The 26,364-nt window shown below is 46.2% G+C and carries 23 protein-coding genes, 1 tRNA gene and 1 pseudogene; 15 read left to right on the top strand and 10 right to left on the bottom strand.

Translation table 11 applies throughout. From position 1 onward, the window contains the following. Window positions 1-16: 16 nt before the first annotated feature. From zwf to gap, 3 genes are all read left to right on the top strand, one after another. On the top strand, window positions 17-1,507 hold the full coding sequence (gene zwf / locus IDZ20_RS06430) for a glucose-6-phosphate dehydrogenase (protein WP_188150604.1): 1,491 nt from the start codon (window positions 17-19) through the stop codon (window positions 1,505-1,507). A gap of 131 nt (window positions 1,508-1,638) precedes the next feature. Further along, a complete protein-coding gene (eda, locus tag IDZ20_RS06425; RefSeq protein WP_188150603.1) occupies window positions 1,639-2,268 on the top strand; it encodes a bifunctional 4-hydroxy-2-oxoglutarate aldolase/2-dehydro-3-deoxy-phosphogluconate aldolase in 630 nt (209 codons plus the stop codon). Between the two features lie 407 nt (window positions 2,269-2,675). After that, entirely contained in the window at window positions 2,676-3,683 is a 1,008-nt protein-coding gene (gap, locus tag IDZ20_RS06420; protein ID WP_188150602.1) for a type I glyceraldehyde-3-phosphate dehydrogenase, read from the top strand. A gap of 242 nt (window positions 3,684-3,925) precedes the next feature. Here gap and IDZ20_RS06415 read toward each other — a convergent pair whose 3' ends face one another. Then, complete coding sequence (locus tag IDZ20_RS06415) at window positions 3,926-5,041, bottom strand: hypothetical protein (protein WP_188150601.1); 1,116 nt, start codon at window positions 5,039-5,041, stop codon at window positions 3,926-3,928. Window positions 5,042-5,167: 126 nt separating this feature from the next. Then, window positions 5,168-5,665 carry a TIGR00645 family protein gene (locus IDZ20_RS06410; RefSeq protein WP_188150600.1) on the bottom strand — a complete coding sequence of 166 codons (498 nt, stop codon included), beginning with the start codon at window positions 5,663-5,665 and terminating at the stop codon, window positions 5,168-5,170. 347 nt (window positions 5,666-6,012) lie between these two features. Here IDZ20_RS06410 and IDZ20_RS06405 point away from each other — a divergent pair, with 347 nt between their 5' ends. The 5 genes from IDZ20_RS06405 (at window position 6,013) to IDZ20_RS06385 (ending at window position 8,505) form a co-directional block, all read left to right on the top strand. Then, window positions 6,013-6,843, top strand: coding sequence for a HupE/UreJ family protein (locus tag IDZ20_RS06405; RefSeq protein ID WP_188150599.1), 831 nt, complete (start codon window positions 6,013-6,015; stop codon window positions 6,841-6,843). A 78-nt stretch (window positions 6,844-6,921) separates the two neighbouring features. After that, a complete protein-coding gene (locus IDZ20_RS06400) occupies window positions 6,922-7,269 on the top strand; it encodes a DUF6488 family protein (RefSeq protein WP_188150598.1) in 348 nt (115 codons plus the stop codon). A gap of 327 nt (window positions 7,270-7,596) precedes the next feature. Beyond that, window positions 7,597-8,154, top strand: coding sequence for a hypothetical protein (locus tag IDZ20_RS06395; RefSeq protein WP_188150597.1), 558 nt, complete (start codon window positions 7,597-7,599; stop codon window positions 8,152-8,154). Beyond that, complete coding sequence (locus tag IDZ20_RS06390) at window positions 8,154-8,375, top strand: hypothetical protein (RefSeq protein ID WP_245792156.1); 222 nt, start codon at window positions 8,154-8,156, stop codon at window positions 8,373-8,375. Before IDZ20_RS06395 ends, IDZ20_RS06390 begins: the two co-directional genes overlap by 1 nt. Then, window positions 8,353-8,505 (top strand): hypothetical protein, encoded by a 153-nt coding sequence (locus IDZ20_RS06385; RefSeq protein WP_188150595.1) that lies wholly within the window; start codon window positions 8,353-8,355, stop codon window positions 8,503-8,505. The genes IDZ20_RS06390 and IDZ20_RS06385 overlap by 23 nt, the downstream gene beginning before the upstream one ends. Window positions 8,506-8,681: 176 nt before the next feature. On the opposite strand, the pseudogene IDZ20_RS16335 reads toward IDZ20_RS06385, so the two are convergent. The 6 genes and pseudogenes from IDZ20_RS16335 to IDZ20_RS06355 all read right to left on the bottom strand — a co-directional run. Next, window positions 8,682-9,298 (bottom strand): annotated as a pseudogene (locus IDZ20_RS16335) (helix-turn-helix domain-containing protein); the annotation flags it as partial. An 80-nt stretch (window positions 9,299-9,378) separates the two neighbouring features. Further along, window positions 9,379-11,589 carry a DEAD/DEAH box helicase gene (locus IDZ20_RS06375; RefSeq protein WP_188150594.1) on the bottom strand — a complete coding sequence of 737 codons (2,211 nt, stop codon included), beginning with the start codon at window positions 11,587-11,589 and terminating at the stop codon, window positions 9,379-9,381. Then, entirely contained in the window at window positions 11,586-12,908 is a 1,323-nt protein-coding gene (locus IDZ20_RS06370) for an ATP-binding protein (protein WP_188150593.1), read from the bottom strand. The genes IDZ20_RS06375 and IDZ20_RS06370 overlap by 4 nt, the downstream gene beginning before the upstream one ends. Window positions 12,909-12,913: 5 nt before the next feature. Continuing rightward, window positions 12,914-15,166, bottom strand: coding sequence for a tellurite resistance TerB family protein (locus IDZ20_RS06365; RefSeq protein ID WP_188150592.1), 2,253 nt, complete (start codon window positions 15,164-15,166; stop codon window positions 12,914-12,916). A 98-nt stretch (window positions 15,167-15,264) separates the two neighbouring features. After that, window positions 15,265-15,393 (bottom strand): MerR family transcriptional regulator, encoded by a 129-nt coding sequence (locus tag IDZ20_RS06360; protein ID WP_245792154.1) that lies wholly within the window; start codon window positions 15,391-15,393, stop codon window positions 15,265-15,267. A gap of 475 nt (window positions 15,394-15,868) precedes the next feature. Next, window positions 15,869-15,955, bottom strand: a tRNA-Leu gene (locus IDZ20_RS06355). Between the two features lie 205 nt (window positions 15,956-16,160). On the opposite strand from IDZ20_RS06355, the gene queA reads away from it, so the two are divergent. The 4 genes from queA to secF all read left to right on the top strand — a co-directional run bounded on the left by queA (window position 16,161) and on the right by secF (window position 21,381). After that, window positions 16,161-17,240 (top strand): tRNA preQ1(34) S-adenosylmethionine ribosyltransferase-isomerase QueA, encoded by a 1,080-nt coding sequence (gene queA, locus IDZ20_RS06350; protein WP_188150591.1) that lies wholly within the window; start codon window positions 16,161-16,163, stop codon window positions 17,238-17,240. Window positions 17,241-17,272: 32 nt separating this feature from the next. After that, window positions 17,273-18,382, top strand: coding sequence for a tRNA guanosine(34) transglycosylase Tgt (tgt, locus tag IDZ20_RS06345; protein WP_188150637.1), 1,110 nt, complete (start codon window positions 17,273-17,275; stop codon window positions 18,380-18,382). 179 nt (window positions 18,383-18,561) lie between these two features. Further along, window positions 18,562-20,427 (top strand): protein translocase subunit SecD, encoded by a 1,866-nt coding sequence (gene secD / locus IDZ20_RS06340; RefSeq protein WP_188150590.1) that lies wholly within the window; start codon window positions 18,562-18,564, stop codon window positions 20,425-20,427. Between the two features lie 27 nt (window positions 20,428-20,454). Beyond that, window positions 20,455-21,381: a protein translocase subunit SecF gene (gene secF, locus IDZ20_RS06335; protein WP_188150589.1), complete on the top strand. Its 927-nt coding sequence runs from the start codon at window positions 20,455-20,457 to the stop codon at window positions 21,379-21,381. Window positions 21,382-21,437: 56 nt separating this feature from the next. On the opposite strand, the gene IDZ20_RS06330 is transcribed toward secF, so the two are convergent. Further along, window positions 21,438-21,650: a hypothetical protein gene (locus tag IDZ20_RS06330; RefSeq protein ID WP_188150588.1), complete on the bottom strand. Its 213-nt coding sequence runs from the start codon at window positions 21,648-21,650 to the stop codon at window positions 21,438-21,440. 127 nt (window positions 21,651-21,777) lie between these two features. Between IDZ20_RS06330 and IDZ20_RS06325 the strand changes: the two genes are divergently transcribed. Further along, a complete protein-coding gene (locus IDZ20_RS06325; RefSeq protein WP_188150587.1) occupies window positions 21,778-23,829 on the top strand; it encodes a hybrid sensor histidine kinase/response regulator in 2,052 nt (683 codons plus the stop codon). A 23-nt stretch (window positions 23,830-23,852) separates the two neighbouring features. Here IDZ20_RS06325 and IDZ20_RS06320 read toward each other — a convergent pair whose 3' ends face one another. Then, the gene (locus IDZ20_RS06320) at window positions 23,853-24,659 is read right to left on the bottom strand and encodes an inositol monophosphatase family protein (protein WP_188150586.1); all 807 of its coding nucleotides are present in this window, start codon (window positions 24,657-24,659) and stop codon (window positions 23,853-23,855) included. A 242-nt stretch (window positions 24,660-24,901) separates the two neighbouring features. Here IDZ20_RS06320 and trmJ point away from each other — a divergent pair, with 242 nt between their 5' ends. Together trmJ and iscR are read left to right on the top strand one after the other, a co-directional pair. Next, window positions 24,902-25,699 carry a tRNA (cytosine(32)/uridine(32)-2'-O)-methyltransferase TrmJ gene (gene trmJ / locus IDZ20_RS06315; RefSeq protein ID WP_245792152.1) on the top strand — a complete coding sequence of 266 codons (798 nt, stop codon included), beginning with the start codon at window positions 24,902-24,904 and terminating at the stop codon, window positions 25,697-25,699. 164 nt (window positions 25,700-25,863) lie between these two features. Beyond that, window positions 25,864-26,352, top strand: coding sequence for a Fe-S cluster assembly transcriptional regulator IscR (iscR, locus tag IDZ20_RS06310; protein WP_188150584.1), 489 nt, complete (start codon window positions 25,864-25,866; stop codon window positions 26,350-26,352). The last annotated feature ends 12 nt before the right edge of the window (window positions 26,353-26,364 follow it).

Below are 26,364 nucleotides of genomic sequence, written 5' to 3'. Positions count from 1 at the left end.
CAAGGTACCCACTGGAATGAATACAGACCTGTTAATTGTCGGGGGTGATGGTGATCTCGCACTGCGTAAACTTTACCCATCGCTGTATTTTCTCGAGCTCAACAATTGTATGCCGGATGATGTACGTATTATCGGCATGGCGCGTACAGGCCAAACTCGTGAAGAGTTTCACCAAAAAATTCATACTTGGTTGAAAAAAAGTATTCGTGATGACCTTTTCTCCGAAGAAAAATGGCAGCGATTTGCAGACAAAATATGGTTTGGTCGCGGTGATGCCACGAACCCTGATGAGTTAGCTGCCGTTAAGCAAGAGTTTTTTACCGAAGACCATCAGCTAGTTATTTATTTGGCGATACCGCCGAAAATTTTTGGCACTGTTTGTAACTCGCTAAACGTGTGTGGGTTAAATCACGCTAATGCTCGTCTAGTCGTAGAAAAACCCTTAGGTGATAGCCGCGAATCATTTTTGGAAATTAACAACGAATTATCGCGTACCTTTACCGAACAGCAATTATTCCGTATCGACCATTACTTAGGTAAAGAGTCGGTGCAAAACTTGTTGGCGTTACGCTTTGCTAACGATATTTTTGAGCCGTTATGGAACTCAAAGTACATCGATCATATACAAATTACCGTCACCGAATCTGTTGGTGTTGGTAACCGCTGGGCATTCTATGACCAAACGGGTGCTACTCGCGACATGGTGCAAAATCACTTGCTACAAGTCTTGTGTTTGGTCGCCATGGAACCGCCGGCATGTTTGAATGCCGATTCAGTTCGAGCAGAAAAATTAAAAGTGCTGAATGCACTGCGTTTAATTCCTCACGATGAAGTTGAGACATTAACTGTCCGTGGGCAGTACAGCTCAGGTAATGCCGATGGCGAAATCGTGCCAGGCTACTTAGAAGAAAAGTCCGACAAATACGAGATCGACCCCAACAGCAAAACTGAGACATTTGTCGCCATTAAAGCTGAGATTGAAAATTGGCGTTGGTCGGGTGTGCCGATTTACTTGCGGACCGGCAAGCGCTTGAATAAGCGCCATTCGGAAATTGTGATTCAGTTTAAGCAAAATCGTCATCAGATATTTTCGGTTAACCACTCCGAGCACAAGGCTAACCAGTTGATTATTCAATTGCAGCCGGATGAAGGTATTAGTATTCGCGTTATGAATAAAGTGCCGGGCTTGGATGCCGGTATTCCACTGAAGGATGACGTGCTTAATCTCTCTTTTGCAGAGCAAGCCAAAAAGGTCACCCATGACGCCTACTCGCGTTTGTTCTTCGATGTATTGCGCAACGATCAAACCTTGTTTGTTAGTGCCGCAGAAGTAGAAGCTGCTTGGACTTGGGTCGACCAAATCTTTGCGGGCTGGGATGCTAAAAATGTTGTGCCCGAAGAATATGCCGCTGGAAGTTTGGGTCCGCGCTCTGCAGATCTGCTGATGGAAAATGACGGCCGCCGTTGGCTCAACGAAGGGTTTGAGCTTTGGTGCAGTCTCACCTAGCTTTTGCCTCTCGACTAAAATAATCGCTCGCGGTTTGTTCTGTACTCGCCTCTTAAATTGGCGCTACAGCGCAAACCGCCAGCATTCCCTTATCTCAGATGCCCGCATGTGTAATCGCTAGAGACCAAATCATGGCAATCCCCAAAGCATATTTAGAGCCGCTCGGTGTAATGCCAGTTGTGGTTATTGATCGCGTTGAAGATGCAGTTCCCTTAGCTAATGCGCTAAAAGCGGGCGGTATCAAAGCAATTGAAGTTACTTTGCGCACCGATGCTGCAGTTGAAGCGCTGCGCATGATCAAAGCCGAATGCTCTGGGATTGAGGTTGGTGTGGGCACGGTCGTGTCGATTAACCAGCTCCACACGGTTGCCGAACTCGGTGTGGATTTTGCTGTATCCCCCGGTTACACCCCAAGCTTGGTTGATGCTGCAAACGAGTTAAATGTGCAGCTGTTGCCTGGCGTTTCGACTCTGTCGGAAGTGATGATGGGGATGGAGCAGGGGTTAAGCTGTTTTAAACTTTTTCCAGCCGCAGCAGTCGGCGGCTTAGCGTTGCTAAAATCATTCGCTGGCCCGTTACCGCAGATCAGCTTTTGCCCTACCGGTGGCTTGACCTTTGAGAGCTTCTCCGATTATCTGGCATTGCCAAATGTTGCCTGTGTTGGCGGTACTTGGTTAGCGCCGAAGGCCTTGGTTGATGCTGGTGATTGGGCGGCTATTACCGAGATCGCACGAGCGACGGTAGCAAAAATCTCGAATTAATTTTGTCGATTACCGAGGGGCGATCAGAGCGTCACGGGAAATGTTGTAAATTCGTCGTCTTTTTGATCTATTTCGGCTAAATGTGTCCGATAGTCAGTGCAATAAGTGGAGCTTTCGGTACGAAAACGCTAGAATAGCGCCCGATTTCAGTTGTCTGGCGTCGACCGTAAATACGCTGCTAGCAATAGCTTAAATCACTTCGGAGCCACTAAAGAGCGCTCGACTTCAGCCAGTTAGCAAACCGCTAGTGCAGGGATCGACGATTTCCATTCGTGGTCTGGCAATACAGAATTACGTAAATAGCTGTGGCCTTGCTTTAAAGTCGGGCTAACAGCGATATATCAACTTTCATTGCAACATAAAGCCGACTTTCGTCCGGCTTAATTTTCACACTCTAGGAGAAAACTATGAGCACCATTAAAGTCGGAATCAATGGTTTCGGACGTATCGGCCGTTTGGTATTTCGCGCCGCTTGCGAACGCGACAATGTTGAAGTAGTAGGTATTAACGACCTGCTTGACGTTGATTACATTGCCTACATGCTGAAATACGATTCCACTCATGGTCAGTTCAAAGGTACCGTTGAGGTAGTAGATGGCAAGTTGATCGTGAACGGGAAGAATGTTCGTGTAACCTCAGAGCGCAACCCAGCAGATTTGAAGTGGGGCGAAATTGGTGCAGACTTCGTTGCTGAAGCGACTGGAATTTTCTTAACTAAAGAAACTGCCGAAGCTCACTTGAAAGCCGGCGCTAAAAAAGTCGTAATGACTGGCCCGTCTAAAGATGACACGCCAATGTTTGTTATGGGTGTTAACAACGATAAGTACACTTCAGACATCAACATCGTGTCTAACGCGTCTTGTACTACCAACTGTCTTGCTCCGCTAGCTAAAGTGTTGAATGACAACTGGGGTATCGAAGAAGGCTTGATGACTACTGTTCACGCTACTACAGCGACTCAGAAAACTGTTGACGGTCCATCTGCTAAAGATTGGCGTGGTGGCCGTGGCGCTGGCCAGAACATCATCCCATCATCAACTGGCGCAGCTAAGGCCGTTGGTAAGGTTATTCCTGAGCTGAATGGCAAGGTAACCGGTATGGCGTTCCGTGTACCAACTCCTGATGTATCTGTAGTTGACTTCACTGTTCGTTTACAGAAGCCTGCAACCTACGAAGAAATTAAAGCGGCGATGAAAGCTGCTTCTGAAGGTCCTTTGAAAGGTGTAATGGGCTATACCGAAGACGCCGTTGTATCTAACGATTTTATCGGTGATCCTCGCACTTCTATCTTCGATGCTGATGCTGGCATCCAGATGAGCGAGAAGTTCGTTAAAGTTGTTTCTTGGTACGATAACGAGTGGGGCTACTCAAACAAGGTTGTAGACCTAATGGCGTTTATGGCTTCTAAAGCTTAATTTAGAATCCGAGTAGGATCGAAAACGGCGAGGCTTTCCTCGCCGTTTTTTTTTTGCTTTTTGTTCGCTGAACAAAGGTATGAGCAGGTGAGAATGGTTTGATTGTCGCTAGTAAAGCGTGGTTGTTGGATCATTAAATTGTGGCTCGACCGAAGATGTGGCAAACGTGAGCTGAGAGAGCAACAAAAGAGCAATAAAAAAGCCCCTACATGAGGGGCTTTTTTAATTTTACAGCGGCCAGTTTAGTCGAGTAAGTTCTTATTGAAGAATATAAACTTGGGTTCGCTCAGGTCTGTCGTATCATAAATCACCACAAACGTATCACCGTCCGCAGCTTTCGGGATATTCACAACGTAACGGCTTAAATTAATCGTTAATTTGTGTCGACCTTTTGTCATCTTCACTTCGCCGTAGAACTGCTCGTTGCCGAGATATTCCAGTTCAATTTCATCATCGCGGTCAACTCTCATAAGGAGTTCATCGTAGCGCCGGTGTTCGCCTTTGTCGGCATCCTTTGTCAGATCGTTTAAGCGCTTCATTTGCCGGCGGGCATAACGCTCGCGAGGAGTTAATACGCGCTCGATCTCGTCAGCGAGAGGGGCGGCTGTTGGTGCAATCGGCGCTACCAGTTTGGGGCGTTTCGCAATTGCTTCGTCAACTTCTTGCTCTATTGTTTCTATTTCGTCTTCTACTGCAACTGGGCGCGGTGTTGGCTTCAGTGCGGGTTTCGGAGTGGTTGTTGGTTTTATTGTTGGTGCTGGAGCAGTAACTGGATTCGTCTTTGCTACTGTAGGTATAAGCGTAGGTGCCAGCGTGGGTGCCAAAGTAGGCTTTGGCGCAGCGACGGCGGCAGGGCGTGGCGTTGGTCTGGGGGTGGGTTTTGATTTGGGTTTAGGTGCTGCAGCTACTTTTTTGCCACCAAGCTGGCCCTCAGCCCATGCAATTTCAGCTTGAAGATCCGCTGCTTCTGCTTCTAGCTCTGCCGTTTTACGATTGATCCTATCGAGGCGCTTGCCGCGATTGAGCACTCCGCGCTCATCTAATTCTAAACGCTTTTCAGCCAGTGACAGTTGACGTAAGCCAGCCTCTGAGGCGTCGCCTTTTGCGGCTTCCAGCGTGGCTCTCGATTCAGCGAGCTCCTGCTCAGCCTTGGCCAGTTTGGTCGTAGCATCTTCCTGCTTGGCAACGTAGGAGAGTAGTCGGTTTTCCAGAGTCGCCAAAGCTTCTTGTTTTGCTGCGAGAGAGGTTTTGATGCGCTCTAAACGTGCTGCGTCACCAGTTTGCGCTTGCGCCTGAAAAGGAACCGCAAGGGTAAAGCAGAGGGTAATAAAGATAATCGCCGCACGAAAATAGGGCATTCTCGGGGTCTCCTGAAAGTGAATGGTCAATTGGCGTGTATTCTACCGTAGCGCCGAAGGCACTGCAAAACGGTTACATTCGGCGCCACCGGTTATAGTTTAGACTTTCTTTTCGGATTGCGCTGCTTAGTGCTTCCCATGTTTAGTAAGCGCATCTAAATATCCCATCGCAAACGCCGAACCAACAAAGGTGAGATGGATGATGACATACCACTTTAAGTTTTCACCGCTGATATTCTCGACACCCATAAAGACCTTGAGCAGGTGTATCGAGGATATCGCTACAATTGCCGCAGCGATTTTTGCTTTTAGCGATGATGAATCCATTTTGCCCAGCCAGCTTAGCTTTTCTTCATCTTCATCAATATCGAGTTGACTTACAAAGTTTTCGTAGCCGCTCATCATCACCATGATGAGTAGACCGCCAACCATGGCTAAATCGATTAGGGTCAATACAATCAAGATCATATCGACTTCCTTGATCGTCCAAATCTCAAGCATCAGGTGGGCGAGTTCGATAAAGAACTTAATGGCAAGTGCGAGCACTGCGACACTCAGCCCGAGATAGATAGGTGCGAGTATCCAGCGAGAGCGATACATTAGGGTTTCAAACATCTTTTCCATGGGGTCTCCGAAGTTAATGCAATATAGGCCGTTACGGTGTTTGGTATTAACGGTGTCAGGATATTAAACCAGCCCAGTATATGGGGGTGGCGCGGGAATATTAAAAGCTCACTCGTTAACTAAGGCCTTATCGGGATGGAAAATTTGGCGGTTGACTTGATGTGTAGCTTCGCATTCTACGTGGGATTAAAGCGGCTATACAAGCGACCAGCAGAGAGTAGAGTTCGGGAATGGGAGCATATGCAACAATTTGTTGTCTAGGTTAGATAATTGTTACTTCGGTTGTTGTAACTCGTTAGTGTAGTAATGGATAATTTTCAGTACGACTATTATAAAAAGAGCACAAAATGCACAGGTTTTTCTTATTTCTGACAGCACTTCTTATTTGCTTGGTTGCAAGCGCAACGGTATTGGCTCATGGCATGTCCGCAGAAGATCAAGCGCGTATCGTTAACGCCGGCTTATTTGAGTATATGCGACTGGGTGCAACCCACATGCTATCCGGTTACGATCATCTGCTGTTCTTATTCGGTGTTATGTTCTTTCTCACGCGGTTCGGCGATATTGTTAAGCTTATTACCGCATTTACGCTGGGCCATTCGCTCACCTTGGTATTGGCGACTCTATTTGCGGTTCGCGCAGACTATTATTTGATCGATGCGGTTATCGCACTAACCGTTTGCTACAAGGCGTTCGATAACCTCGATGGCTTCCGAAAGTATTTTGATATGGCGTCGCCAAATATCTTTTGGGCGGTGTTTATATTTGGCTTGATCCATGGTTTTGGGTTGTCTACACGGCTGCAGTTATTGCCGCTAGGTGACGAAGGCTTGGTTCTCAAGATTTTGGCGTTTAATGCTGGAGTGGAAATCGGCCAAATTATTGCGTTAAGTGTAATGTTTGTCGTGCTGCTTGGCTGGCGCAGGAGTGCTTCGTTTAGGCGTTTGAGTAATGCCGTGAACCTATTGTTAATGCTGCTCGGTGGCTTGTTATTATTAATGCAGTTACACGGTTACCAGCATGCGCATTATGCGGATGAGTTCCCGCTAAATACCGATGACCATTACCACATACATGAAGATATGGAGCAGCAGGCCTCGCCGCTACTTAACTATAAAAAGAAGATGAATCTAAACTCCCAGCCGCTAGGCGCGGAACTACCGGTTAAAAACGACTAGTGCTCATTGCGTTAGGGGATTAGCGTTTTTATTAATCAATTGTTACTTGAATATAATTTAAGGCTTAAAGGTATTGCTATGAAGATTATTGTTTCGGTTTTATTTGTTTTATCGGCGCTGTTTACTCAGTTGGCTGCAGCCCATGGCGATCATGCCGCAACTATTGCTCCGCAGCAGGCGGTCGGTGTTGCCGCAAGTTTAGTAAAAGACTTGGTCGCTCGTGATGTTGGCTTGGGCTTTGGTAAGTTGGCAGAGAGCTGGAGTGCCATCTCGCAGGGCGACATGGGAATCCACAAGGCGGGAAAGGGGTACTACGTGGTTTCGGTTCCCAATAAGAGCCTAAAGAAGACGCTTTATATCCTTATGTCGACGACTGGCGAAGCTTATGACGCGAACTTTACGGGTGCGTTCGAAGGCTTGGAGTAGCGGTTTGAGTATGGGATTGCAGTAGGCGAGATATCTGCTGCGTTTTTATCCCTAAGCGCGGCCAGTCTTAATACTCCTAAACCAAGTATTTGGTACCAGAGGCCGGAACCGAACTTATCAACCCAATCAATGACTTATGCGCGTTCATTCGCACAAAAATCGCAGCTTTACGAGCCTGTTCCGAAAATCACTTCGACAAGTGATTGTGCGCCTGTCTGGAATAGGCTAGCAAATCATGGGCGAGATTGGCATGTCCTATCGCAGAATGCCAACACCTTTATCGCTACAACAGACGCTTTTACATTTGCCACGATTGGGGGAATACACATGGACGCAGAGCAATATGGCTCACTCACCTATAAACAAACCGTTAGCTACCATGAGAAGCTACGGGCGCAGGTGTTTCGTAATGTCGAGAAGGATTTCGGTGGTCTAGGGATCACTCTCTCTGAAATCGCCTTCAAAGATGCCAATGAAGCAAGCTCATGGAAGACTATGTGGTCTAAACCTGAGAAGGCAGCAACGTGGGATTGGGTAAGGCTTTACAATGAATATCGCAGTCGCGGTGGGTCAAGACGGTTTGATATGGCTATCAGGCGGGGCGGAACACTACACGGCCTATGTTACGGCATGATGGAAGGTAACAGGCTTGTGCTTAGACTTCATGCCCTTGAACGCTCCCCCGTTAATAACGAGCTGGCAGGCAAGGTTCTTGATATTACGTTGTATGCGGCAGACCTTTACGCCTCGATCAATGGAGCGCAGGAAATCTGGCTATGTGATCCTGTTTCCCCTGCTCACACGCGCCTTTATCAAAGCAAAGGGTACAGCCCTGTAAACAACTGGCGGGATGATGTAACCCATTTGATGCTGAGGTTAAAATGATGACTGACGACGAATTAGATAACGAGATTCAGAAGAAGATCGACCAAGCTAAGAAAGAGATGGCTGAGAAAGGGCGTAACTATGACGGTCTTGGTGATGCTATTGAGGAGGAAGGGCATGAAGGGCCATATTTGGGGCCACGCAATGATATTGAGTACAGAAAATTAATTAAGGAAATCCGCAAATCAGGTGAAGATGATGACGACGAACAACAAAAATAATAGCGCAGAGGCAGAAATCCAAAAGAAACTCGATGCAATTAAAGGAAAATCAAAGCATGATGCCAAACTCATGGCAACGAAGCTCAAGGCGCAGCGTAACAAAGAATATCCGCAAGCCAAGATAAAATAGTTTCAAAAACAGCTTCCCAAATCTGATGGTGGTCTAATCTGTAGTAGCTCAGGTGTGATCTGACAGTTATCCGTTTCAATCCGGTATATGTCAGTTTAGATTTAAGCTAAATTTTTCTCAGCCCAAATCGATTTGCCATCACTTAATTTTTCCATTGGTGTTATACCGCAATACATCATTCCTTGAGCCTCAAAGAAAGGTAAAAATTTATCATTGGGCAGCGTCTGCTGCGGAGATGGGGGCTTCGTTGTGTAGAACGTTACAAAACGCCACGTTACTGTATGTATCGACAAAGGTTTGCTGGTGATACGTTCCACACCTTGCAAGTTGCCGACGTAGAATGTGTCCTTAGTCCCCCCGGATAGCCTAGGTGTACCGTCTCAATCTCACCGAAAGGTTCATGATCATGTTTCTTTTTCTCTAGTGCTGCGACCTGTGCAACAGTGAGTATAATGCCATAACTAGCGACCTTTTCTCCAAGTTCTTTTAGGCGTATTTTTTTGTTTTCTAGATTGTGACGAACCCAGGTTGAGCGGAGACCACTGCCAGATACAAATATGCCAGCCTTGCGTAATTCATCGCTGGTACGGTGTTGAACGTGAGCGGCTTGATCAACGGCGTAGGCAACCACCGCCTTTTCTGTTGCGTTATCCACTCGGCTCTTTGGGGTAGGTGCTCGTCGATTTTTGTTAATCAGCTAATCGACTCTGCTTTTCTCAACGAGTTCTTGGTAGTGATAGAATGTATCTAGATATATTCCCATCGCCTTACTTATTTCTTTTGTCTCCTGCAGTAGAAATAAAAATTAATATCTTATTGCTATTAAGTAACAATTAACGATTGAATATAATAGTTTTTTAGTCGTGTGGAGACCTAAAATATCGCTTTGTTCTGCTCGATCCAGTTTTTTGTACTACGTATGTCAAATGTTCGTCTTCCAAACCCTTCGGATAGGAGTGCTTCTGGTAAATGCTTGTCATACTTCTCTATATGCTTTTGCTCTGTCTTTAGTGCTTTTGCCAATTCCAATTCCGTTGGCATTACATCTTCAGTAAGATCGACTAAAAAGTTAGTTATCTCATCTTTGGATGCATTTTGTATTTCAATTGCACCTCCAAAAGAAGTTACGGTAAATTTATTTTTTATAAGTGCGATAGCCAACGTGTTTACCACTTTATCCCCTAACCACGGGAACAGAAAACAGTGCTTTCTATGTTGGATTATAGGATTATTACTCATTTTCGATTTTCTAAAAAAGTCTGCTCCCTCTTGGAATAGCTGTTTCGCGGTGTCATCGAGAAAGTCAACTTTCTGAGATCCAACATCGATCCGATAGTCACCTGATGCGTAGATTTTAAACATTTCTTGTCGAACAACGTCATGAACTGACATTCCATTGCCACCAAATTTGGGTGGCTTGCCACCTTTGGTGGCAGTAACGTAGATAACCTTTTTGTTGTCATCAATATCTATTACTTTCCATCGCTTCCCTCCAAAGACGATGTTTTGATCTTTAGTAATCAGCGTATCAACGGGCAGCGTACCAAGTGTTTTATTTCCCGCGACTATTCTGTATTCTTCAGGAGTTTTAAACACGGCATAGAAGGTATAGGAGTTTGTAAGGCGTTCTCCTTCAAGCCCAAGCACCAGCTCACCACTATCTATTTGTTGTATGAGTTGTGTCGCTCCCATATGCGTAAGCAACTGTTTGAAATGATCGGGTGTGATTTGTTTGAATGGCCCTTGTCCACACAACAATGTAAATAGCTGATCGACTCGAATACTTCCCCATTGTGCAATAACCGCCAAAATTTGATGAAGTAATGTAGATAGGTGCATTTGTGCTGTGTCTGCTGGCTCAAACCAATTGCCAACGATGAGCAGTCGAATCATGGCCAAAGATTGAACTAGCTCAAGTCTTAATTGATCAATGAAATTTGGTGATTTACCTAATTCATTTTCAGCAATTAGCATTCTAAGAATGGCGGGGGAATTTCTTCGTCCAGAACGCCCTAATCGCTGACGTAAGCTTGATACAGAATGGGGTGCAGTGACTTGTACAACTGAATTTACTTTGCCTATATCGATCCCCAATTCCAGCGTCATGGTACATATTGCTGTAGTGGGCAACGTTTCCTTTTGTAATCTGGATTCTAGATCTTCTCGTAACTCTTTTGCTAATGATCCGTGATGCGGAAAGAATTCATTTGGTACAACATTCTCTTCACTGAAGTCTGCAAGCTGGGCAGCAATACTCTCTGTCCGACGACGGCTATTGGCAAAAACAAGGTGAGATCCGCCTCGGCAGCGTTGGTAAATTTCCTCACAAATTTGATACTCCGCGGGCAAACGTGTGTCTTCTTGCATCAAATCTGAGGGTTCAAGATAACCCTTCACTTGGACTTTAATCGTACTTTGGCTCTTGCTGCTGGTAATGGTTTCGCAGGGAAGGCTTTTATTGGGTCTAAGTGATAATGGAACGGACTCCAGATCACCTAATGTTGCACTTAATGCAACTCTGGGAATAGGGTTGTTATAGCGATCTAAAAGATGTTCAAGTCTATTGAGCAACGATAATAAATGTTGTCCGCGTTCCGTGCCAATAAACGCATGGAACTCATCAATGCAAATATATTTTAATCCTGAAAACGCTTGTTTGAGCCAACCTGCTTCTCGTATAAGCAATGATTCCAAAGATTCTGGCGTAATGAGTAATATTCCAGAAGGATCTTTTTTGGCTTCTTTCTTTTTGGATTGGAGGCTATCACCATGCCAAGGCGTGACCTGCATTTCCAGCATATCACTCAGCTCTTCCAGTCTTCGATATTGATCATTAATGAGCGCTTTCAAAGGGCTTATATACAGAATACCAAAGCCATTTTCTTGGTCGGCAATCATTGTACATGCGGGAAGGAAAAATGCTTCTGTCTTACCTGCGGCGGTAGAGGCGCTAATCAATACATCCCTGTCGCCAGCTAGAATAGGTTTCACCGCCTTGGACTGGATTTCGCGAAGGTTAGGCCAGCCCTGCTTAAAAATCCATTTCTGGACGCGTATATCCAGTTCTTTGTACGCTTCAATCATAGTTTGAAGCTAGCTAGATCATCGGAATCAATAGCGTCATCATTTTCACTGGGTTTGATTTCATCAAAATTGCTAGGTCGTTCTTCTTCAATAGCAATTTTATTGATTAAATCTGACCACAGCATTGATGGGTTTTGCTCCAGTACGGCGAGCATATCGAGAAATGCTTTGATGGTATTCCTAGGTGTTCTAAAATAGGCATCACCCACTGTTTGATTGCAATGTATAAGAAATGCTTTTAGCGCTTTATCTGGGACAAGATAATGCGCTGTATCCCCAGCCGCGAATACATGACGTAAATTTTTAAGCAAAATATATAATTCTTCTGGTGTGAGGTTGGCAAGATGTAGAGCTGGAGAGGAATAATCAATTACACCAGCTCGCTGCGCAAAACTATTCTCCGCCAATCGAGATTGTAGGGCTTCATAGCTATATAAACCTCTTCTTGGATCTAACAAAAATTCTGGCGTTCCCCCCAAGAGAAAGCCTATATGTTCAGCTGACCCCTGAAGACAATCATTTAATATCCGAAGAATTTGCTCATAGTTGGATGTTCTAGCTTGTGTATTGCCAAGTTTATACAAGTTTACCAGTTCATCCAGATTGACGAGTAAGCCTTCATAGCCTGCTTGCCGAACAAATAGACTCATTAGTTTTAATGAGTCGTAAAAACTATTATCAGAAATAATCGTCCTGACATCGAGATCTCTTCTAGCATCGGTTTTGGTTGTATATTCAGCACGTAGCCATCGAATAGCATTTGTTTTTAATGCATCGTCATCTCTCTCATGCCCCTGCCAATAGGCATCAATCACTTTCGCAAAGTCATAGCCACCAACCAATTCAGTAAGGTCGCTTAGTTTTTCATGGATGACGCTAGAAACATCTGCTTGCTTTTGGTCTGCTTCTTTGCGCGCAACTGTAATAAATTTCTCTACTACGCTTGGCAAACCATTTCCATCGGGTTTGTTTCGCGTGGACAAGTTACGCATCAGTTCTGAGTATAAGTTTCTGGCCTGTCCGGAAGTAGCATGAATCCTTCGGTCTGGTGACAAGTCAGCATTCACCGTCACCAATTTCTTCTCTAAGGCAATAGAGCGAATGACGCTGAGAAAGAAGGTTTTTCCTGAGCCATAGTCTCCAATTATTAATCGAAATGCAGAACCACCTTCAGATATTCGTTCAATATCTTTATATAATGCCTGTACTTCATTGATGCGACCAACTTGTATATGTTGTATGCCGATCTTTGGAGTAACGCCTGACTTCAATGACTGAATGATGGCATCTTTTTCTTTTGTACGTATTCTTTTTTCCATTGCGTTTAACCTTCTAATTCTTCAACTATCTCTTGATCGACATATACGGCGTCAGCTTCTTCTTCAAGTACTGGTGCATCTACTTTTTCAAATGCCCAGTCATTAATTGTCTCAATTGCCCCGCTTGTCATGAGTCCTAGCTTTTTACATAGTGCATCTATTTCATTCCGTGACCATCTGTCTCGATTGATGAGATTTTCATACAGTGCGTAATGTTGAGCATCAATGCCGATATTTTCTTTATCTGTGTCATATTCTTCAGAAGCGGGTGTTTCTTCAATAGGCTCTTCACCCACAAATATCGCACTAAGCATACTTTGGACATCTTTGGTTTGCGATTCATGGATGGCCAATGCACTTTCATCCAGTTCAAATTTTTTGGATGTGGGTTGATCTGACACAGTAACTTTACGTGTTGTGACGTTATGGATATCACCGGTGACTAATGATTTGTCCAGTCCCAGTAAGGTATAAAGTTTTTCAAGTTGTTTAACTTCGTCAGGATTAATTTTTCCATCTGCAAGAGCCACGCCTATCAAAATTTTGCTTACCGCTGCTTTTTCCTTCGCCCCTAGTTTTTCGAGTCTAGCTTTCAAACCTGTTACATTTGACGCTGTGTTAAGCCTCCAAATAAGATAAGAATGTAATGAGCGTTTCTCGGTAGGGGAAAGATTAGTGTTGTGATCGATAAGTTGCTTGAGCAACGTAAATTCAGCCTCGTCAACATGTGAATCGATTGTTGCTACCATTGCGCCAAGGCGTAATGTCATACCTGTTTCATTAAAGGCTTGTGAAGGCTCAAAATACTTTCCATGACCTTCGCTAAACAAAACCAGCTTACCGTCAACACTAGCTTTAGCGTGGTGATACCGTGTGTCAGGTACAAGGCCAAGTCCTGCTTTCTCTGCCAATGATTGTATGAGTTCAGATTCTTTTTTATTAATTTTTTCGGGAAGGGGTGTTTTAGTGAATTTCCAAAATTCACTAAAATCAACGATACCATTTTTACTTACTATTGAATCTTCTGCCCATTGTTTGAATTTACTCAAACCAAGAGTTGCGCCTATATCATTCAGCTCTTCAGGTAGTAGTAATACAGCGGCAATGTCTGTTCTAGATGTATCGGATTTTCCAAGGTATCGACTATAAGCATCTAATGCTTCGGTACATTCATCTGCTATAGCCGTAAGTTTGTTTGTTGGGCCTTTAAGGCTGCTAGGATCTGGTAGGTCTTCATGAGGAATCTTGATGCCACGTAAAGTGGAGCTGGCAGGCCAGTATTTGATCTTTAGGCGGGTTTTATTTGGTTTTACATTAATGCCTTCATTATATTTTTTTGCGTAAAGACGGGTAAACATCTGGCTAAATTCATAAGCGCATCGTCTTGCGGGTTTTCTGAGGTTATAGTCAGGAATAAATTTTAGCCACGCTAAAGCCAATTCAGCTTTTATCGGATACCCTTGATCAACTGCTTTTGCCAGTTTGTGCTTTAATAAGACAGAATCTTGCTTAGGGTTTCTTTCTAAACCTGCATGTGACACTACATTTGGGCGTAGCAGACACATAATTTCTAGCAAGCGTGTTGCATAATTCAGGAAGGAACGTGAAGTACCGTATATATCTTTGAGGCGAAGAATCTCTTCAAAAATAGCTTTGAATTCTGTGTCATCGACGCCACTTTGTATGGAATCAACAACAACTCTACGTTCTAATCCATAAAAATATATAAAAATATAACCAAGTGGGGCTGCTGGATCATTTCGTTCGCTGGCTAACCAGCTTAATAGCGCGCCTCTACATTCATCTGAAATTGAATTATATTTTGGCCAATATCCTAGGCTGTCATCTTCATAGGTTAAGGGTTGATTGTTTGCTTTTAAGGCGCTGTCAATAAGAGAAGCTTCCGTGCCATAACCATCAAGAGAAGTAAGTTGACCACCAAAGTAAAAATTACCGCCTGTCATTGTATGCTCTTTGACGCTAATTGATTCACCGGATCGCACCCACCTTCCAGTTATCTTATTTTTACTTTTAGCTTCTTCATGCCCGTAGGATATAGTAAATGTGGCAAAGTCTTCTTCGTCTTCATCATCGTCTAAATGAGCAGATACCCGATTGGATGAAGATGTTCTACTCCATGTATCTTTTTTAGGGGGAGGCATTTGAGTGTTCCGATTTTGTACGGTGGATGACTTTTTTATTGATTTAATGAAAAGGTACAGTACAAATCCACCCCCCAATAACAGCCAGAATTCCATACCTGCCTCATTTTCGATTTTGTTATTTTTCGAAGGAAGAGAATTATTTCTTTCCTCGTGATTGTCCTTCTTTTATCCGGCGCTCAGTATCTTCACGTTTAAAACAGCCAGCTGCCGCCGACCTTTAAGCCTGGAAGTCTGTCATCAGCTGCAAGTGTATAAGCAGCTTTATCTACGAGTTTTAAATGCTCGCAAATTTCTTTTAAGGCTAATATTTGATTGGTCATTTTATTTACATTTTTAATCATCGAGTAGAGGATAGGGGGAAATAAGGAAATCGACAATGAAAAATATATTTAAAGGACGCAATTATTTTTTGTGGCGCACACATCTACGTAGTGGGTTTTTGGGAGTACCGGGTGCGCAAAGTGTTATATGAATGACGCTTATATTTACACAAAAGAAATGTGAGGGGGGAGATAAAAAAGCCCAAGCTATCGCCTGAATCTTATTGGGGAGGATCTCGGAGTAATACTGACCGTGCTTCTTGAACTGAACTAAATAGGTTTTGTTTTTAAGTTTACGAAGGCTGGACATAACCAAGTCCTGTCTCGTAAATTCATTCGTAATTTTTTCGCAAATCAAATGAATTTATGGGCGGATCTGGCTGTATATATACAATCAACACCTAGCGTAGTGCAACGCTAAGTCATTGATTGGCAAGGTATAATAAGATTTAGCTGGATTCAGCTAAAAGTAAGATGGTACCAGAGGCCGGACTCGAACCGGCACGCTTTTAAGGGCGGGGGATTTTGAATCCCCTGTGTCTACCAATTTCACCACTCTGGCATTTCGAGCAGCGGGTATTAACTCAGCGCTGCGTCGAGGCGCGAGATTATAACAGCGCTTTTCGCTGGGTCAACAGTTTCTTGATGTCTTTTCTGGTGTGACCGCCGTCTGGATAGGCGGCATTCAACTGCTATTCGGCGTGGTATTGGGGGCGCTTTTGTTTTAACCTTGCGGCCCTCCAAATTTAGAATAGTATCCCCTCGTTATGCGCCGTCAGGATTTCACCTTCGATCTACCCGATCAACTCATTGCCCGTTACCCCGCGGCGGAGCGGCGTCTTAGCCGACTTCTGGTTTTAGACGGCGTCTCCGGTGATATGCAGCACCAAGGCTTTGAGCAGGTGTTGGATCATGTCGAGGCGGGCGATCTTATGGTTTTCAACGATACTCGCGTTATTCCTGCGCGGGTGTTTGGCCGTAAAGAAAGCGGCGGTAAGCTGGAGATTTTGGTCGAGCGAGTACTGGACACCCAGCGAGTGTTGGCGCATGTGCGGTCCAGTAAGTCGCCCAAGCCCGGTTCGACTATTTTCTTGGAAGACGATACAGCGGTGCAGGTGTTGGGCCGTCACGACGCCTTATTCGAGCTGGAATTTTCCTCATCAACGTCCGCCTTGGATGTTTTGGAGGCAATTGGGCATATGCCATTGCCTCCTTATATAGACCGCTCCGATGCCGACAGCGATCGTGAACGCTATCAAACCGTTTACGGTAAAAACAAAGGTGCGGTGGCAGCCCCAACCGCTGGCCTGCACTTTGACGAGCGTATGCTCGCGCAATTGCAGGAGAAGGGCGTACAGCTGGCTTACGTTACCTTGCATGTTGGTGCCGGAACCTTTCAGCCGGTGCGGGTTGACGATATTCACGCTCACCAAATGCATTCAGAGGTTATGGCTGTTTCTGAGAGTGTTTGTAATTTGGTGCGCGCCACGAAAGCTGCGGGCAAGCGTGTCATTGCTGTGGGTACTACCAGCGTGCGTTGTTTAGAGTCTGCAGCGGCAAGTGGCGAGATTGCTCCCTATCAGGGCGACACTAATATTTTTATCTATCCGAGTTATCAGTTTCGGGTAGTTGATGCGTTGATTACCAATTTCCACCTGCCTGAATCGACCTTGTTGATGTTGGTGTCGGCATTTGCCGGGTATCGCAATACCATTACGGCGTACCGTACGGCGGTCGCTCAGGAATATCGATTCTTTAGTTATGGCGACGCGATGTTTATTCGCCGTAATCCAGAGGCCGTGCACGAGGTTGTTACGCCTTTTCCATCCGATCTTGAAAGCGAATAAAACGAGGTACGCTTGCTGTGACTGAGCCATTTATGAAATTTGAACTCGATACCTCCGATGGTTTGGCGCGGCGCGGCCGTTTGATCTTTGCGCGCGGTACGGTCGAAACCCCAGCGTTTATGCCGGTTGGTACCTACGGTACGGTAAAGGGAATGTTGCCGCGCGACATCGAGGCAACGGGCGCGCAAATTATTTTAGGTAACACCTTTCACTTGATGTTGCGTCCTGGGACCGAGGTGATAAAAGCACACGGCGACCTTCACGATTTTACCCAGTGGCAGGGGCCAATTCTTACTGATTCGGGCGGTTTTCAGGTGTTTAGTTTGGGAGACTTGCGTAAAATTTCGGAAGCGGGCGTTAAATTTCGCTCGCCGATTGACGGAAGTGAAGTTTTTCTCGACCCCGAAAAAGCGATGCAAGTACAGCGTGATTTGGGCTCGGACATCGTAATGATTTTCGATGAGTGTACGCCGTATCCAGCAACTGAAACGGAAGCGCGCGAGTCGATGGAGCTGTCGTTACGTTGGGCAAAGCGTAGTAAAGATGCTCACGCCGGAAACCCATCTGCACTGTTCGGCATTATTCAGGGCGGTATGCATGAAAACTTACGTGGGGAATCTCTGCAGGGTTTGGATGCTATTGGATTTGATGGCTACGCGATTGGTGGTTTATCAGTGGGAGAGCCAAAAGCCGACATGATTCGCGTGTTGAACTATCTTGCGCCGAAAATGCCGAACCACAAGCCACGCTACCTGATGGGTGTTGGCAAGCCGGAAGATATTGTCGAAGCGGTGTGTCGCGGTGTTGATATGTTTGATTGTGTGATGCCCACGCGCAACGCTCGCAATGGTCACCTATTTACCCGTAGCGGCGTTATTAAAATTCGGAATGCTGTTCATCGTCACGATGTTAGCCCGCTAGATTCAACCTGTAGTTGTTATACCTGTGCAAATTTTAGTCGTGCGTATCTGCATCACTTGGATAAGTGCGGTGAAATTTTGGGTTCGCAACTGAATACCATCCACAACTTGCAGCACTACCAAGACATTATGCAGGAATTGCGCGATGCGATCGCGGAGAGCCGGCTGGATGCATACGTTAACGAGTTTTATCAGCGTCAGGGCAAAACTCGGCCGGAATAATTGGCTTACACCTTGATTGACGGCTGCGTGACCACATCTAAAGGACTGCTTCAGGCAAGACAGGGGAATAAAGGGTATAATCCAGCCCTTTTTTGGGGCTTGATTAAGTTGAGCCCACTACTATAACGATTACGATAATTATCACCCGCCGCACTAGAGTGGGTAATTTGGACTGAAACATGAATCGCTACCCACTTTGGAAATACCTGCTCATCCTCGCTGTGATTACAGTGGGGGTTATATATGCACTGCCGAACATCTATCCGCCGGATCCTGCAATCCAGATCTCTGGCTCATCAGCAGCGTTAGATATTGACGATCGAACCATGACGAAGGCTGAGCAAGCAATAAAAGAGCTTGGAGTCGACTACTTCGGAGCTGAAAACAGCGGTACTAGTGGTTTGATTCGCTTGTACGATCGCTCAATGCAGTTGTCTGTGCAGCGCAAGGTTCAAGAAGCCCTGGGCAGCGACTATGTGGTAGCTGTAAACCTTGCACCAACAACACCTCAGTGGTTGTTAGATCTGGGCGCTGGGCCGATGAAGTTGGGTTTGGATCTCGCCGGTGGTGTGCACTTTCTTTTAGAGGTTGATACCGCGCGGGTATTAACGGAAGAACTGGAAAGTATTGAAGATACAGTTGAAAAGCATATTCGTTCCGAGCGCCTACACGGTGTAGATGCACGCGTACACGATGGCATTATGACAATTACCACGGATACCGATGAGCAGCGCATGAAGCTCACCGATTTCTTGCGTAAAGAGGTACCGGAACTGCAGTACGAACGTGTAGAGCAAGGTGGTAAATTTTTGCTAAATGCGACCATGAGCGACGCTTATATTCGCCAGAAAGAAGACTATGCGGTTAGCCAGAACTTAACTACCTTGCGTAATCGTGTAAACGAGATTGGTGTTGCCGAGCCGATGGTTCAGCGTCAGGGTCGTAATCGAATCGTGGTTGAATTGCCTGGTATTCAAGATACCGCCCGTGCTAAATCCATCATCGGTAAAACTGCAAACCTAGAGTTTCGTTTAGAAGCCAACGAAACCACCTTTACCTCGCAGCGCGAAGAATTTCCTTGGCGGGATGAGTTGAAGCAGAGTCGTTCCGGTAACAACGTAGTTGAAAAGCGCCCAGTGATTACCGGCAGTATGGTAACCAATGCACAAATTGGTTACGACCCCGATACCAGCTTGCCGCAAGTGAATATCACCTTGGATAGCCAAGGCGGTACCGCCATGCACCGTCGCACCCGCGATAATGTTGGTCGTCGTATGGCAGTGGTGTTTATCGAGTATAAAACCGAGATCAAGCGTCAGCGTAGTGGCGATGGTGAAGAGGAGATTGTTTACGAACAGATTCCGCAGGCCAGTATTATTAGTTTCCCGGTTATTCAGGGTGCTTTGGGTAGAAGCTTCCGTATAACCGGTATTGATAATCCAGCTGAGGCATCTGAGCTTGCATTATTGTTGCGTGCCGGTGCTTTGGCGGCTCCTATGGGGTTTGTTGAAGAACGCACTATTGGCCCATCACTTGGTGCAGAGAATATTGCCTTGGGTGTTAAGTCTGTACAGATAGGTTTGGCGTTAGTACTTGTATTTATGCTGTTTTATTACAAAGTATTTGGTTTTGCTGCGAATATCGCTTTGGCGGTTAACCTTACGCTTTTGATCGCCATTATGTCGATGTTTGGTGCCACGCTAACCTTGCCGGGTATCGCAGGTATCGTTTTAACGGTAGGTATGGCGGTAGATGCTAACGTGTTGATTTTCTCGCGTATTCGCGAAGAGCTTGCCAATGGTGTGCCGCCTCAGACGGCGATAAAGTCGGGTTTTGAGCGAGCGTTAGAAACCATTTTGGATGCGAATATAACCACTTTTATCGTGGCAATTATTTTGTACGGTATTGGTACTGGTTCGGTAAAAGGTTTTGCCGTAACTCTAGCGATAGGTATTGTGACTTCCGTGTTTACTGCTACTACATGCACGCGGGCGATTGTGAATTTGATTTACGGCGGTCGCCGCGTAAACAAGTTGTGGATATAACTCGGCGAAGCACAGGAATTAAATATTATGAACAGTGAAAAAATTATTAATTTTATGGGGCGGCGTTATCTCGCGGTGGTTTTTTCCGCAGTGATGCTAGCTGTTTCAGTCGGTGCCTTGGCCGTAAAGGGCTTGAATTTCGGTTTGGATTTCACCGGCGGCACCTTAATTGAAATGCATTATCCCGAAACAGCTGATCTCGAAGCGATTCGCACACAGCTAAGAGATCAGGGGTATCCGAGTGCCATCGTGGCAAACTTTGGTAGTGATCAGGATGTGGTGATCCGCATTCAAGCCGATGGCGAAAAAGTCGGCGACCAAGTTGCAGCCGTGTTGGTAGAGTCTTATGCGAGTGAAGGCGAGGTTATTCGCAAGCGCACGGAATATGTCGGCTCTCAAATCGGTGATGAATTTGCCAACGACGGCGGTTTGGGAATGTTATTTGCCTTAGCCGTGGTGATGGTTTACGTGGCGTTACGCTTTCAGTTTAAGTTCTCTGTGGGCGCAGTTGTAGCCTTGGTTCACGACGTTACTATTGTGTTGGGTATGTTCGCGTTGTTCCAATTAGATTTCGATCTTACGGTATTGGCCGCAGTGCTAGCGGTAATTGGTTACTCGCTTAACGATACGATTGTGGTATTCGACCGTGTGCGTGAAAACTTCCGGGTTATTCGTAAGGCCGAGCCGATTGAAGTGATTAATATTTCGCTTACGCAAACATTAGAGCGAACTTTAATGACATCGTTTACAACATTATTAGTGTTGTCGGCACTATTTTTTGTTGGCGGCGAGTTGATCCACAATTTCGCTTTGTCGCTGTTGGTCGGCATTGTTGTGGGTACCTATTCATCGATCTATGTGGCGGCAAATATTCTTCTAACGATGAATATTACCAAAGAAGATCTAATGCAAATTGAAAAGGAAGGCGAAGATCAAGAGTCGTTGATGCCTTAGGTGCTAAGTTAGAGTTGTACTGAGTATCACTGAAGTGATGAAAAAAACGGAGCACGTTACGGGCTCCGTTTTTTTATGGGCGTCTTTTGGGTGCATGTATCGGGAGTAAGTTTTAATTCTGTTTTATCGGTGGTCGGCGTTTGCGTAACTTTTTGCAGCGTTGGATAGGGCAGCAGGTGGCTGCGCTCGTTACTGCCATAGTCTCCGAAAAGTATGAATAGCTGGGTGATATTCGTTTTGGCACTATCGGTTAGTTGATGTAACGTCATTGCTATAGCCCATCCTCGCTTGTATGCCGACAATCAAAGTATAGTGCGAAGACTCTGATACAGAGAGGTATAGTCAAAACTAATCTAAACTACACCACAACAATAACTATTGCGAAAAAGAGCGAACATGTTTTGGTTTAAACGACAGAAAACCGCCAAACCATTGGCATCCGAGAAGCTCGGCATTGGCGGCGATGGCACAATCGCGTCGAGCAAGATGCTGCAGTCGGTAGAGCGTCATGAGCGAATCTTTAAGGGCGGCCACGGTTATGGCTTCCTTGATTGGGAACTCGATACCTCGGTTATGGTTTGGAATGGGGGCTTTTGGGCGTACCTTGGCTACGGCGATAGCGATATGGTGTTTATTTCCGATTCGGGGCGATTTCTGGAATACGTCCATCAAGACGATCGCGAGCGTGTTTCCGAAGACATTCGAGCACTGCTTCGCAGTGGCGGCCCGCAAAGCTTTAGCTTCCGAATTCGAAAAAAGCGTGGCGGCTACATCTGGACGGAGGTCCGTGTCGATGCGGTGCGCAACGATCAGGGCTGGGTTAAATACATTTCTGGCATCTTATTCGATGTTACCAAGCTGAAACAAACCGAGCAGGCATTGTTGGTGAGCGAGGCTCGTCACGCGCGGATTTTACAGTCGTCGAACGACGGTATTTGGGAGTGGAGCGCGGAGCACGGTAGCTTTCACTTTTCGAACCGTTGCTGGGAACATCTCGGTTATAGCGATGATGATGACCTTGTGAATCAGGGTATTGATCGGGTCCAGGCGTGGCGCGAACGCATTCATCCCGATGATCTGATTTTATTTGATCAGTGTTTGCGTGACCATATTCACGGCAAGTGTCCGTTTGATGTGGAATATCGAATTCGCGGTAAAGACGAAAAATGGCGTTGGATTAGGGCACGGGGGCAGACATCCTTTAACGACAAGGGTAAGCCGGTGCGCATGTCGGGCACCAATATGAATATTACCGAGCTAAAGAGTGCCGAGGCGCGTGTTGTCAAAGCTAAAGAGGCTGCGGAAAAAGCCAATCAGGCGAAGTCGGAATTTCTTTCTAATATGAGCCACGAGCTGCGCACCCCCCTCAACGCCATTCTTGGCTTTGCGCAGCTGTTCGATTTGGATCGTAGCTTAAACGAAACTCAGCATCTCAATATTCTGGAAATTAAACGCGCTGGCGAGCATTTGCTACAGCTGGTGGGTGATGTGCTGGACTTAGCAAAGATCGAAGCGGGGCGAATGGGGTTGTCAATGGAGCCGGTTGCGCCTTCGCGCTTACTGCGGGAAGTGGACTCGTTACTGCGTTCGCAGGCTGACTTTCGGCATATTCAGCTGCGTTTAAATCTAAATGGGCTAGACGATGTTACCGTGGTCGCCGATGCGGTGCGGCTTAAGCAGGTATTGTTGAATTTGGTGAGCAATGCGGTTAAATATAATCGTGATGGTGGCAAGGTGGAGATTGATTGCCGAAAAACCGATGCTGGGTTATTCCAAATTGCGGTACGAGATACCGGTGTTGGAATTTCTCAAGAATTACAGCAGCATTTGTTCCAGCCCTTTAATCGTTTGGGGGCCGAGGGTAGCGCTATTGAAGGCAGTGGCGTAGGTCTAGTGATTACCAAGCAGCTAGTGAAGAAAATGGGTGGCGTGCTGGGGTTTCGTAGTGAAGAAGGCTATGGCAGTACATTTTGGGTTGAGTTTCCCGAGTACACCGGCCAGTCTATTGATGAGGTCGCCAACAGCTATCTTCGTCCGGCATCGTCAATTAGCCAAGAGATACCAGAGCTTGAGGTAAGCGGCAATAAGCGCATTCTTTACGTTGAAGATAACCCGCCAAATCAGCGCCTAATGGAGCAGTTGCTAGCGCGTTACCCCAATTTAGAGTTAACCGTGGCGGATGAACCTTTGCGGGGGATCTTTTTGGCGCGAACCACTCAGCCAGACTTGGTGATTATGGATATCAACTTGCCGGGTATGGATGGTTTTGAAGCGGTTTCTATTTTAAAGCAGGATGAAGCCACAAGCGCTATCCCCGTTATCGCTTTAACGGCTAATGCTATGGCGCAAGATGTAGAAAAGGGGAAGGCTTTCGGGTTTGTTTATTACTTGACCAAGCCGGTCAACCTTGCTGCGCTGATTGATGTGTTTAACGAGCTGCTGGGTTAAAGCCGCTCGTTAAACATGGGGCATTACTTGTAAATATGACCCATGTGCTTTTGCACAATTTGTAAAAGTGGTTTAAAGACCTTCGGGCCGGCACAAACAACGTGGCCGTTTTCTAAATAATTGGTGTCGCCCTTAAAGCCGCTAAGTAATCCACCGGCTTCTCTTACTAGTAAAACACCGGCGGCCATGTCCCAAGGTTTTAGGTTCATTTCCCAAAAACCATCGAAGCGACCTGCAGCAACATAGGCTAGATCAAGAGCGGCAGAGCCAGCGCGACGAATACCGGCGGTTTGACTGGCGACTTCACGCATGCAGCTCAAGTAACTGTCGATATGCTCTAAAGCGAAACCGTTGAAGGGAATACCTGTGCCAATTAATGCGCCGTCCATACTCTTGCGTGGGGTTACTCGAATGCGACGACCGTTTAGCATTGCACCCTTACCGCGACTGGCGGTGAACTCTTCACGTCGAGTAACATCCAGAACCACACCGTGCTCCAGCTGCCCTTTGTAGCGGCAGGCAATTGAGACTGAAACGTGGGGAATTCCGTGAATGAAGTTGGTAGTACCGTCGAGAGGATCGATTATCCACTCGTAATCACTATTGGCGGCACCTGTTTCACCGGTTTCTTCACCGATAAATTTATGATCTGGGTAGGATTTGCTCAGGTGGTAGATGATTTCTTGCTCGGCTTTCCTGTCAACCTCGCTAACGTAGTCGTTGCGACCCTTTTCTTCGATATTGATAAGGTCTAGGCGATCGAACGATCGTTCGATGACCTCACCCGCTTTGCGCGCAGCTTTTAGCGCAATTGTGAGCATGGGTTCCATAGTTAAATCTCTTTGGGGACGGCGACGGAAGTTTAATGAGCGACCACCATTCTGCTCGCGGCGAGTCTTACCTATGGGCGGCGAGTTGCGCGAGCGGGTGGAAAGGGCGGCGATTATAACAGTAGCGGCGGCTTTTTATCCATTGTTTGACTCGTGTCATCGACGCTGTTTTGGTAGACTGCGCGGCTTTTCGCGGGCTAATTCGAGCCCGTAGACGAATCTCAGCGACGAATGTTATGCCCATGAATGAATTGCAGGTCAAAAATATCCGTATGGTGATGGTGAACACTACCCATCCCGGTAACATCGGTGCCGCGGCGCGCGCCATAAAAAATATGGCATTGACGGAGCTGGTGCTTGTTGATCCTAAGGATTTTCCCGCAGAAAAAGCGGTTTGGCGCGCGGCTGGCGCCGCCGATATTCTCGAGAATGCTCGTATTGTTTCGACCTTAGATGAGGCCATCGCCGATTGCGGTTTAGTTATTGGTACCAGTGCACGTGAGCGTCGAATCCCGTGGCCGCTGTTAACTCCGCGCGAGTGCGGAGAGCGCACTTGGGTAGAATCTGCGACTCATCCCGTGGCGATCGTGTTTGGTCGCGAAGACCGAGGTCTGACCAACGAAGAGCTGCAAAAGTGTCATTTTCACGTACATATACCGGCAAACCCCGAGTATTCGTCGCTCAATATTTCTGCTGCGTTACAAGTCATTTGCTACGAGATTCGAACCGCAGCCCTGACGGAGGCGGCCGGGAAAGAGCTACATTTCGATGACTGGGATATGCCACCGGCCAAAAGCGATGATCTCGAACGTTATTACGAGCATCTTCAGGAGACCTTGGTAAAACTGAGTTTTATCAACCAAGACAACCCCCGCCAAACTATCACTCGCCTGCGACGTATGTTTAATCGTATTCGGCTTGATCAGATGGAGCTCAGTATTTTGCGCGGCTTGCTGACCTCGATTCAGAACTATATCTTCCACTCGGATAACAAAATCCAAGAGCTTAGCGATAACCATTTAAAGAGTAAGGATAAATAACCTAGTCCGGAGCTTGGTTAAATACTTGATTGATTTAGTTGGTTATTCGATAATGGCTGTCTAGCGTTTGTGGTTACTCGCTGCTCAACACTTCGGTGGTTAGCGGTGAGGTGGCTGGCAAGCATGCAACGATTCTGGTATCAATCAACAAGCGACTAAATAAGATGCGATTAACAACTAAAGGCCGCTACGCGGTAACAGCGATGCTGGACCTTGCGCTTCACGCACAGCGCGGCCCGGTGAGTTTGGCGGACATATCCAAACGACAGGAAATATCGTTGTCCTATTTGGAACAGCTCTTTGCGCGTTTGCGCCAAAATACCTTGGTCACCAGTGTTCGCGGGCCTGGAGGTGGTTATCGCCTTAGTCGAGAAGCCGCGGATATTTTTGTCGCGCAAATTATTGATGCGGTGAATGAATCGGTCGATGTCACCAGTTGTGCGGGTGCCGGCAATTGTCAGAGTGGCGAAGTGTGTCTAACCCACTATTTGTGGTGTGACTTGAGCGAACAGATCCATGCGTTCTTAAGTGATATTAGTCTGCAGTCGCTGGTCGACCGTAAAGATGTGCAAAAGGTATCACTGCGCCAGCAAGAGAAAGAGATCGCGAATAGCGAGGCTGCCGATATGATTAGCACCATTCAGAGCCTGTAGCCCCCTGTAATC

Source organism: Teredinibacter waterburyi (genome assembly GCF_001922985.1).
GTDB classification, from domain to species: domain Bacteria; phylum Pseudomonadota; class Gammaproteobacteria; order Pseudomonadales; family Cellvibrionaceae; genus Teredinibacter; species Teredinibacter waterburyi.
Note: the sequence above shows the minus strand (reverse complement) of the source record. Positions and strands in the feature narration are given on the sequence as shown.

Excerpts from the sequence above, each read along its gene's own strand:
- zwf (WP_188150604.1), top strand. The coding sequence starts at position 17 with ATGAATACAGACCTGTTAATTGTCGGGGGTGATGGTGATCTCGCACTG.
- eda (WP_188150603.1), top strand. The coding sequence starts at position 1,639 with ATGGCAATCCCCAAAGCATATTTAGAGCCGCTCGGTGTAATGCCAGTT.
- gap (WP_188150602.1), top strand. The coding sequence starts at position 2,676 with ATGAGCACCATTAAAGTCGGAATCAATGGTTTCGGACGTATCGGCCGT.
- IDZ20_RS06415 (WP_188150601.1), bottom strand. The coding sequence starts at position 5,041 with ATGCCCTATTTTCGTGCGGCGATTATCTTTATTACCCTCTGCTTTACC.
- IDZ20_RS06410 (WP_188150600.1), bottom strand. The coding sequence starts at position 5,665 with ATGGAAAAGATGTTTGAAACCCTAATGTATCGCTCTCGCTGGATACTC.
- IDZ20_RS06405 (WP_188150599.1), top strand. The coding sequence starts at position 6,013 with ATGCACAGGTTTTTCTTATTTCTGACAGCACTTCTTATTTGCTTGGTT.
- IDZ20_RS06400 (WP_188150598.1), top strand. The coding sequence starts at position 6,922 with ATGAAGATTATTGTTTCGGTTTTATTTGTTTTATCGGCGCTGTTTACT.
- IDZ20_RS06395 (WP_188150597.1), top strand. The coding sequence starts at position 7,597 with ATGGACGCAGAGCAATATGGCTCACTCACCTATAAACAAACCGTTAGC.
- IDZ20_RS06390 (WP_245792156.1), top strand. The coding sequence starts at position 8,154 with ATGACTGACGACGAATTAGATAACGAGATTCAGAAGAAGATCGACCAA.
- IDZ20_RS06385 (WP_188150595.1), top strand. The coding sequence starts at position 8,353 with ATGACGACGAACAACAAAAATAATAGCGCAGAGGCAGAAATCCAAAAG.
- IDZ20_RS06375 (WP_188150594.1), bottom strand. The coding sequence starts at position 11,589 with ATGATTGAAGCGTACAAAGAACTGGATATACGCGTCCAGAAATGGATT.
- IDZ20_RS06370 (WP_188150593.1), bottom strand. The coding sequence starts at position 12,908 with ATGGAAAAAAGAATACGTACAAAAGAAAAAGATGCCATCATTCAGTCA.
- IDZ20_RS06365 (WP_188150592.1), bottom strand. The coding sequence starts at position 15,166 with ATGGAATTCTGGCTGTTATTGGGGGGTGGATTTGTACTGTACCTTTTC.
- IDZ20_RS06360 (WP_245792154.1), bottom strand. The coding sequence starts at position 15,393 with ATGACCAATCAAATATTAGCCTTAAAAGAAATTTGCGAGCATTTAAAA.
- queA (WP_188150591.1), top strand. The coding sequence starts at position 16,161 with ATGCGCCGTCAGGATTTCACCTTCGATCTACCCGATCAACTCATTGCC.
- tgt (WP_188150637.1), top strand. The coding sequence starts at position 17,273 with ATGAAATTTGAACTCGATACCTCCGATGGTTTGGCGCGGCGCGGCCGT.
- secD (WP_188150590.1), top strand. The coding sequence starts at position 18,562 with ATGAATCGCTACCCACTTTGGAAATACCTGCTCATCCTCGCTGTGATT.
- secF (WP_188150589.1), top strand. The coding sequence starts at position 20,455 with ATGAACAGTGAAAAAATTATTAATTTTATGGGGCGGCGTTATCTCGCG.
- IDZ20_RS06330 (WP_188150588.1), bottom strand. The coding sequence starts at position 21,650 with ATGACGTTACATCAACTAACCGATAGTGCCAAAACGAATATCACCCAG.
- IDZ20_RS06325 (WP_188150587.1), top strand. The coding sequence starts at position 21,778 with ATGTTTTGGTTTAAACGACAGAAAACCGCCAAACCATTGGCATCCGAG.
- IDZ20_RS06320 (WP_188150586.1), bottom strand. The coding sequence starts at position 24,659 with ATGGAACCCATGCTCACAATTGCGCTAAAAGCTGCGCGCAAAGCGGGT.
- trmJ (WP_245792152.1), top strand. The coding sequence starts at position 24,902 with ATGAATGAATTGCAGGTCAAAAATATCCGTATGGTGATGGTGAACACT.
- iscR (WP_188150584.1), top strand. The coding sequence starts at position 25,864 with ATGCGATTAACAACTAAAGGCCGCTACGCGGTAACAGCGATGCTGGAC.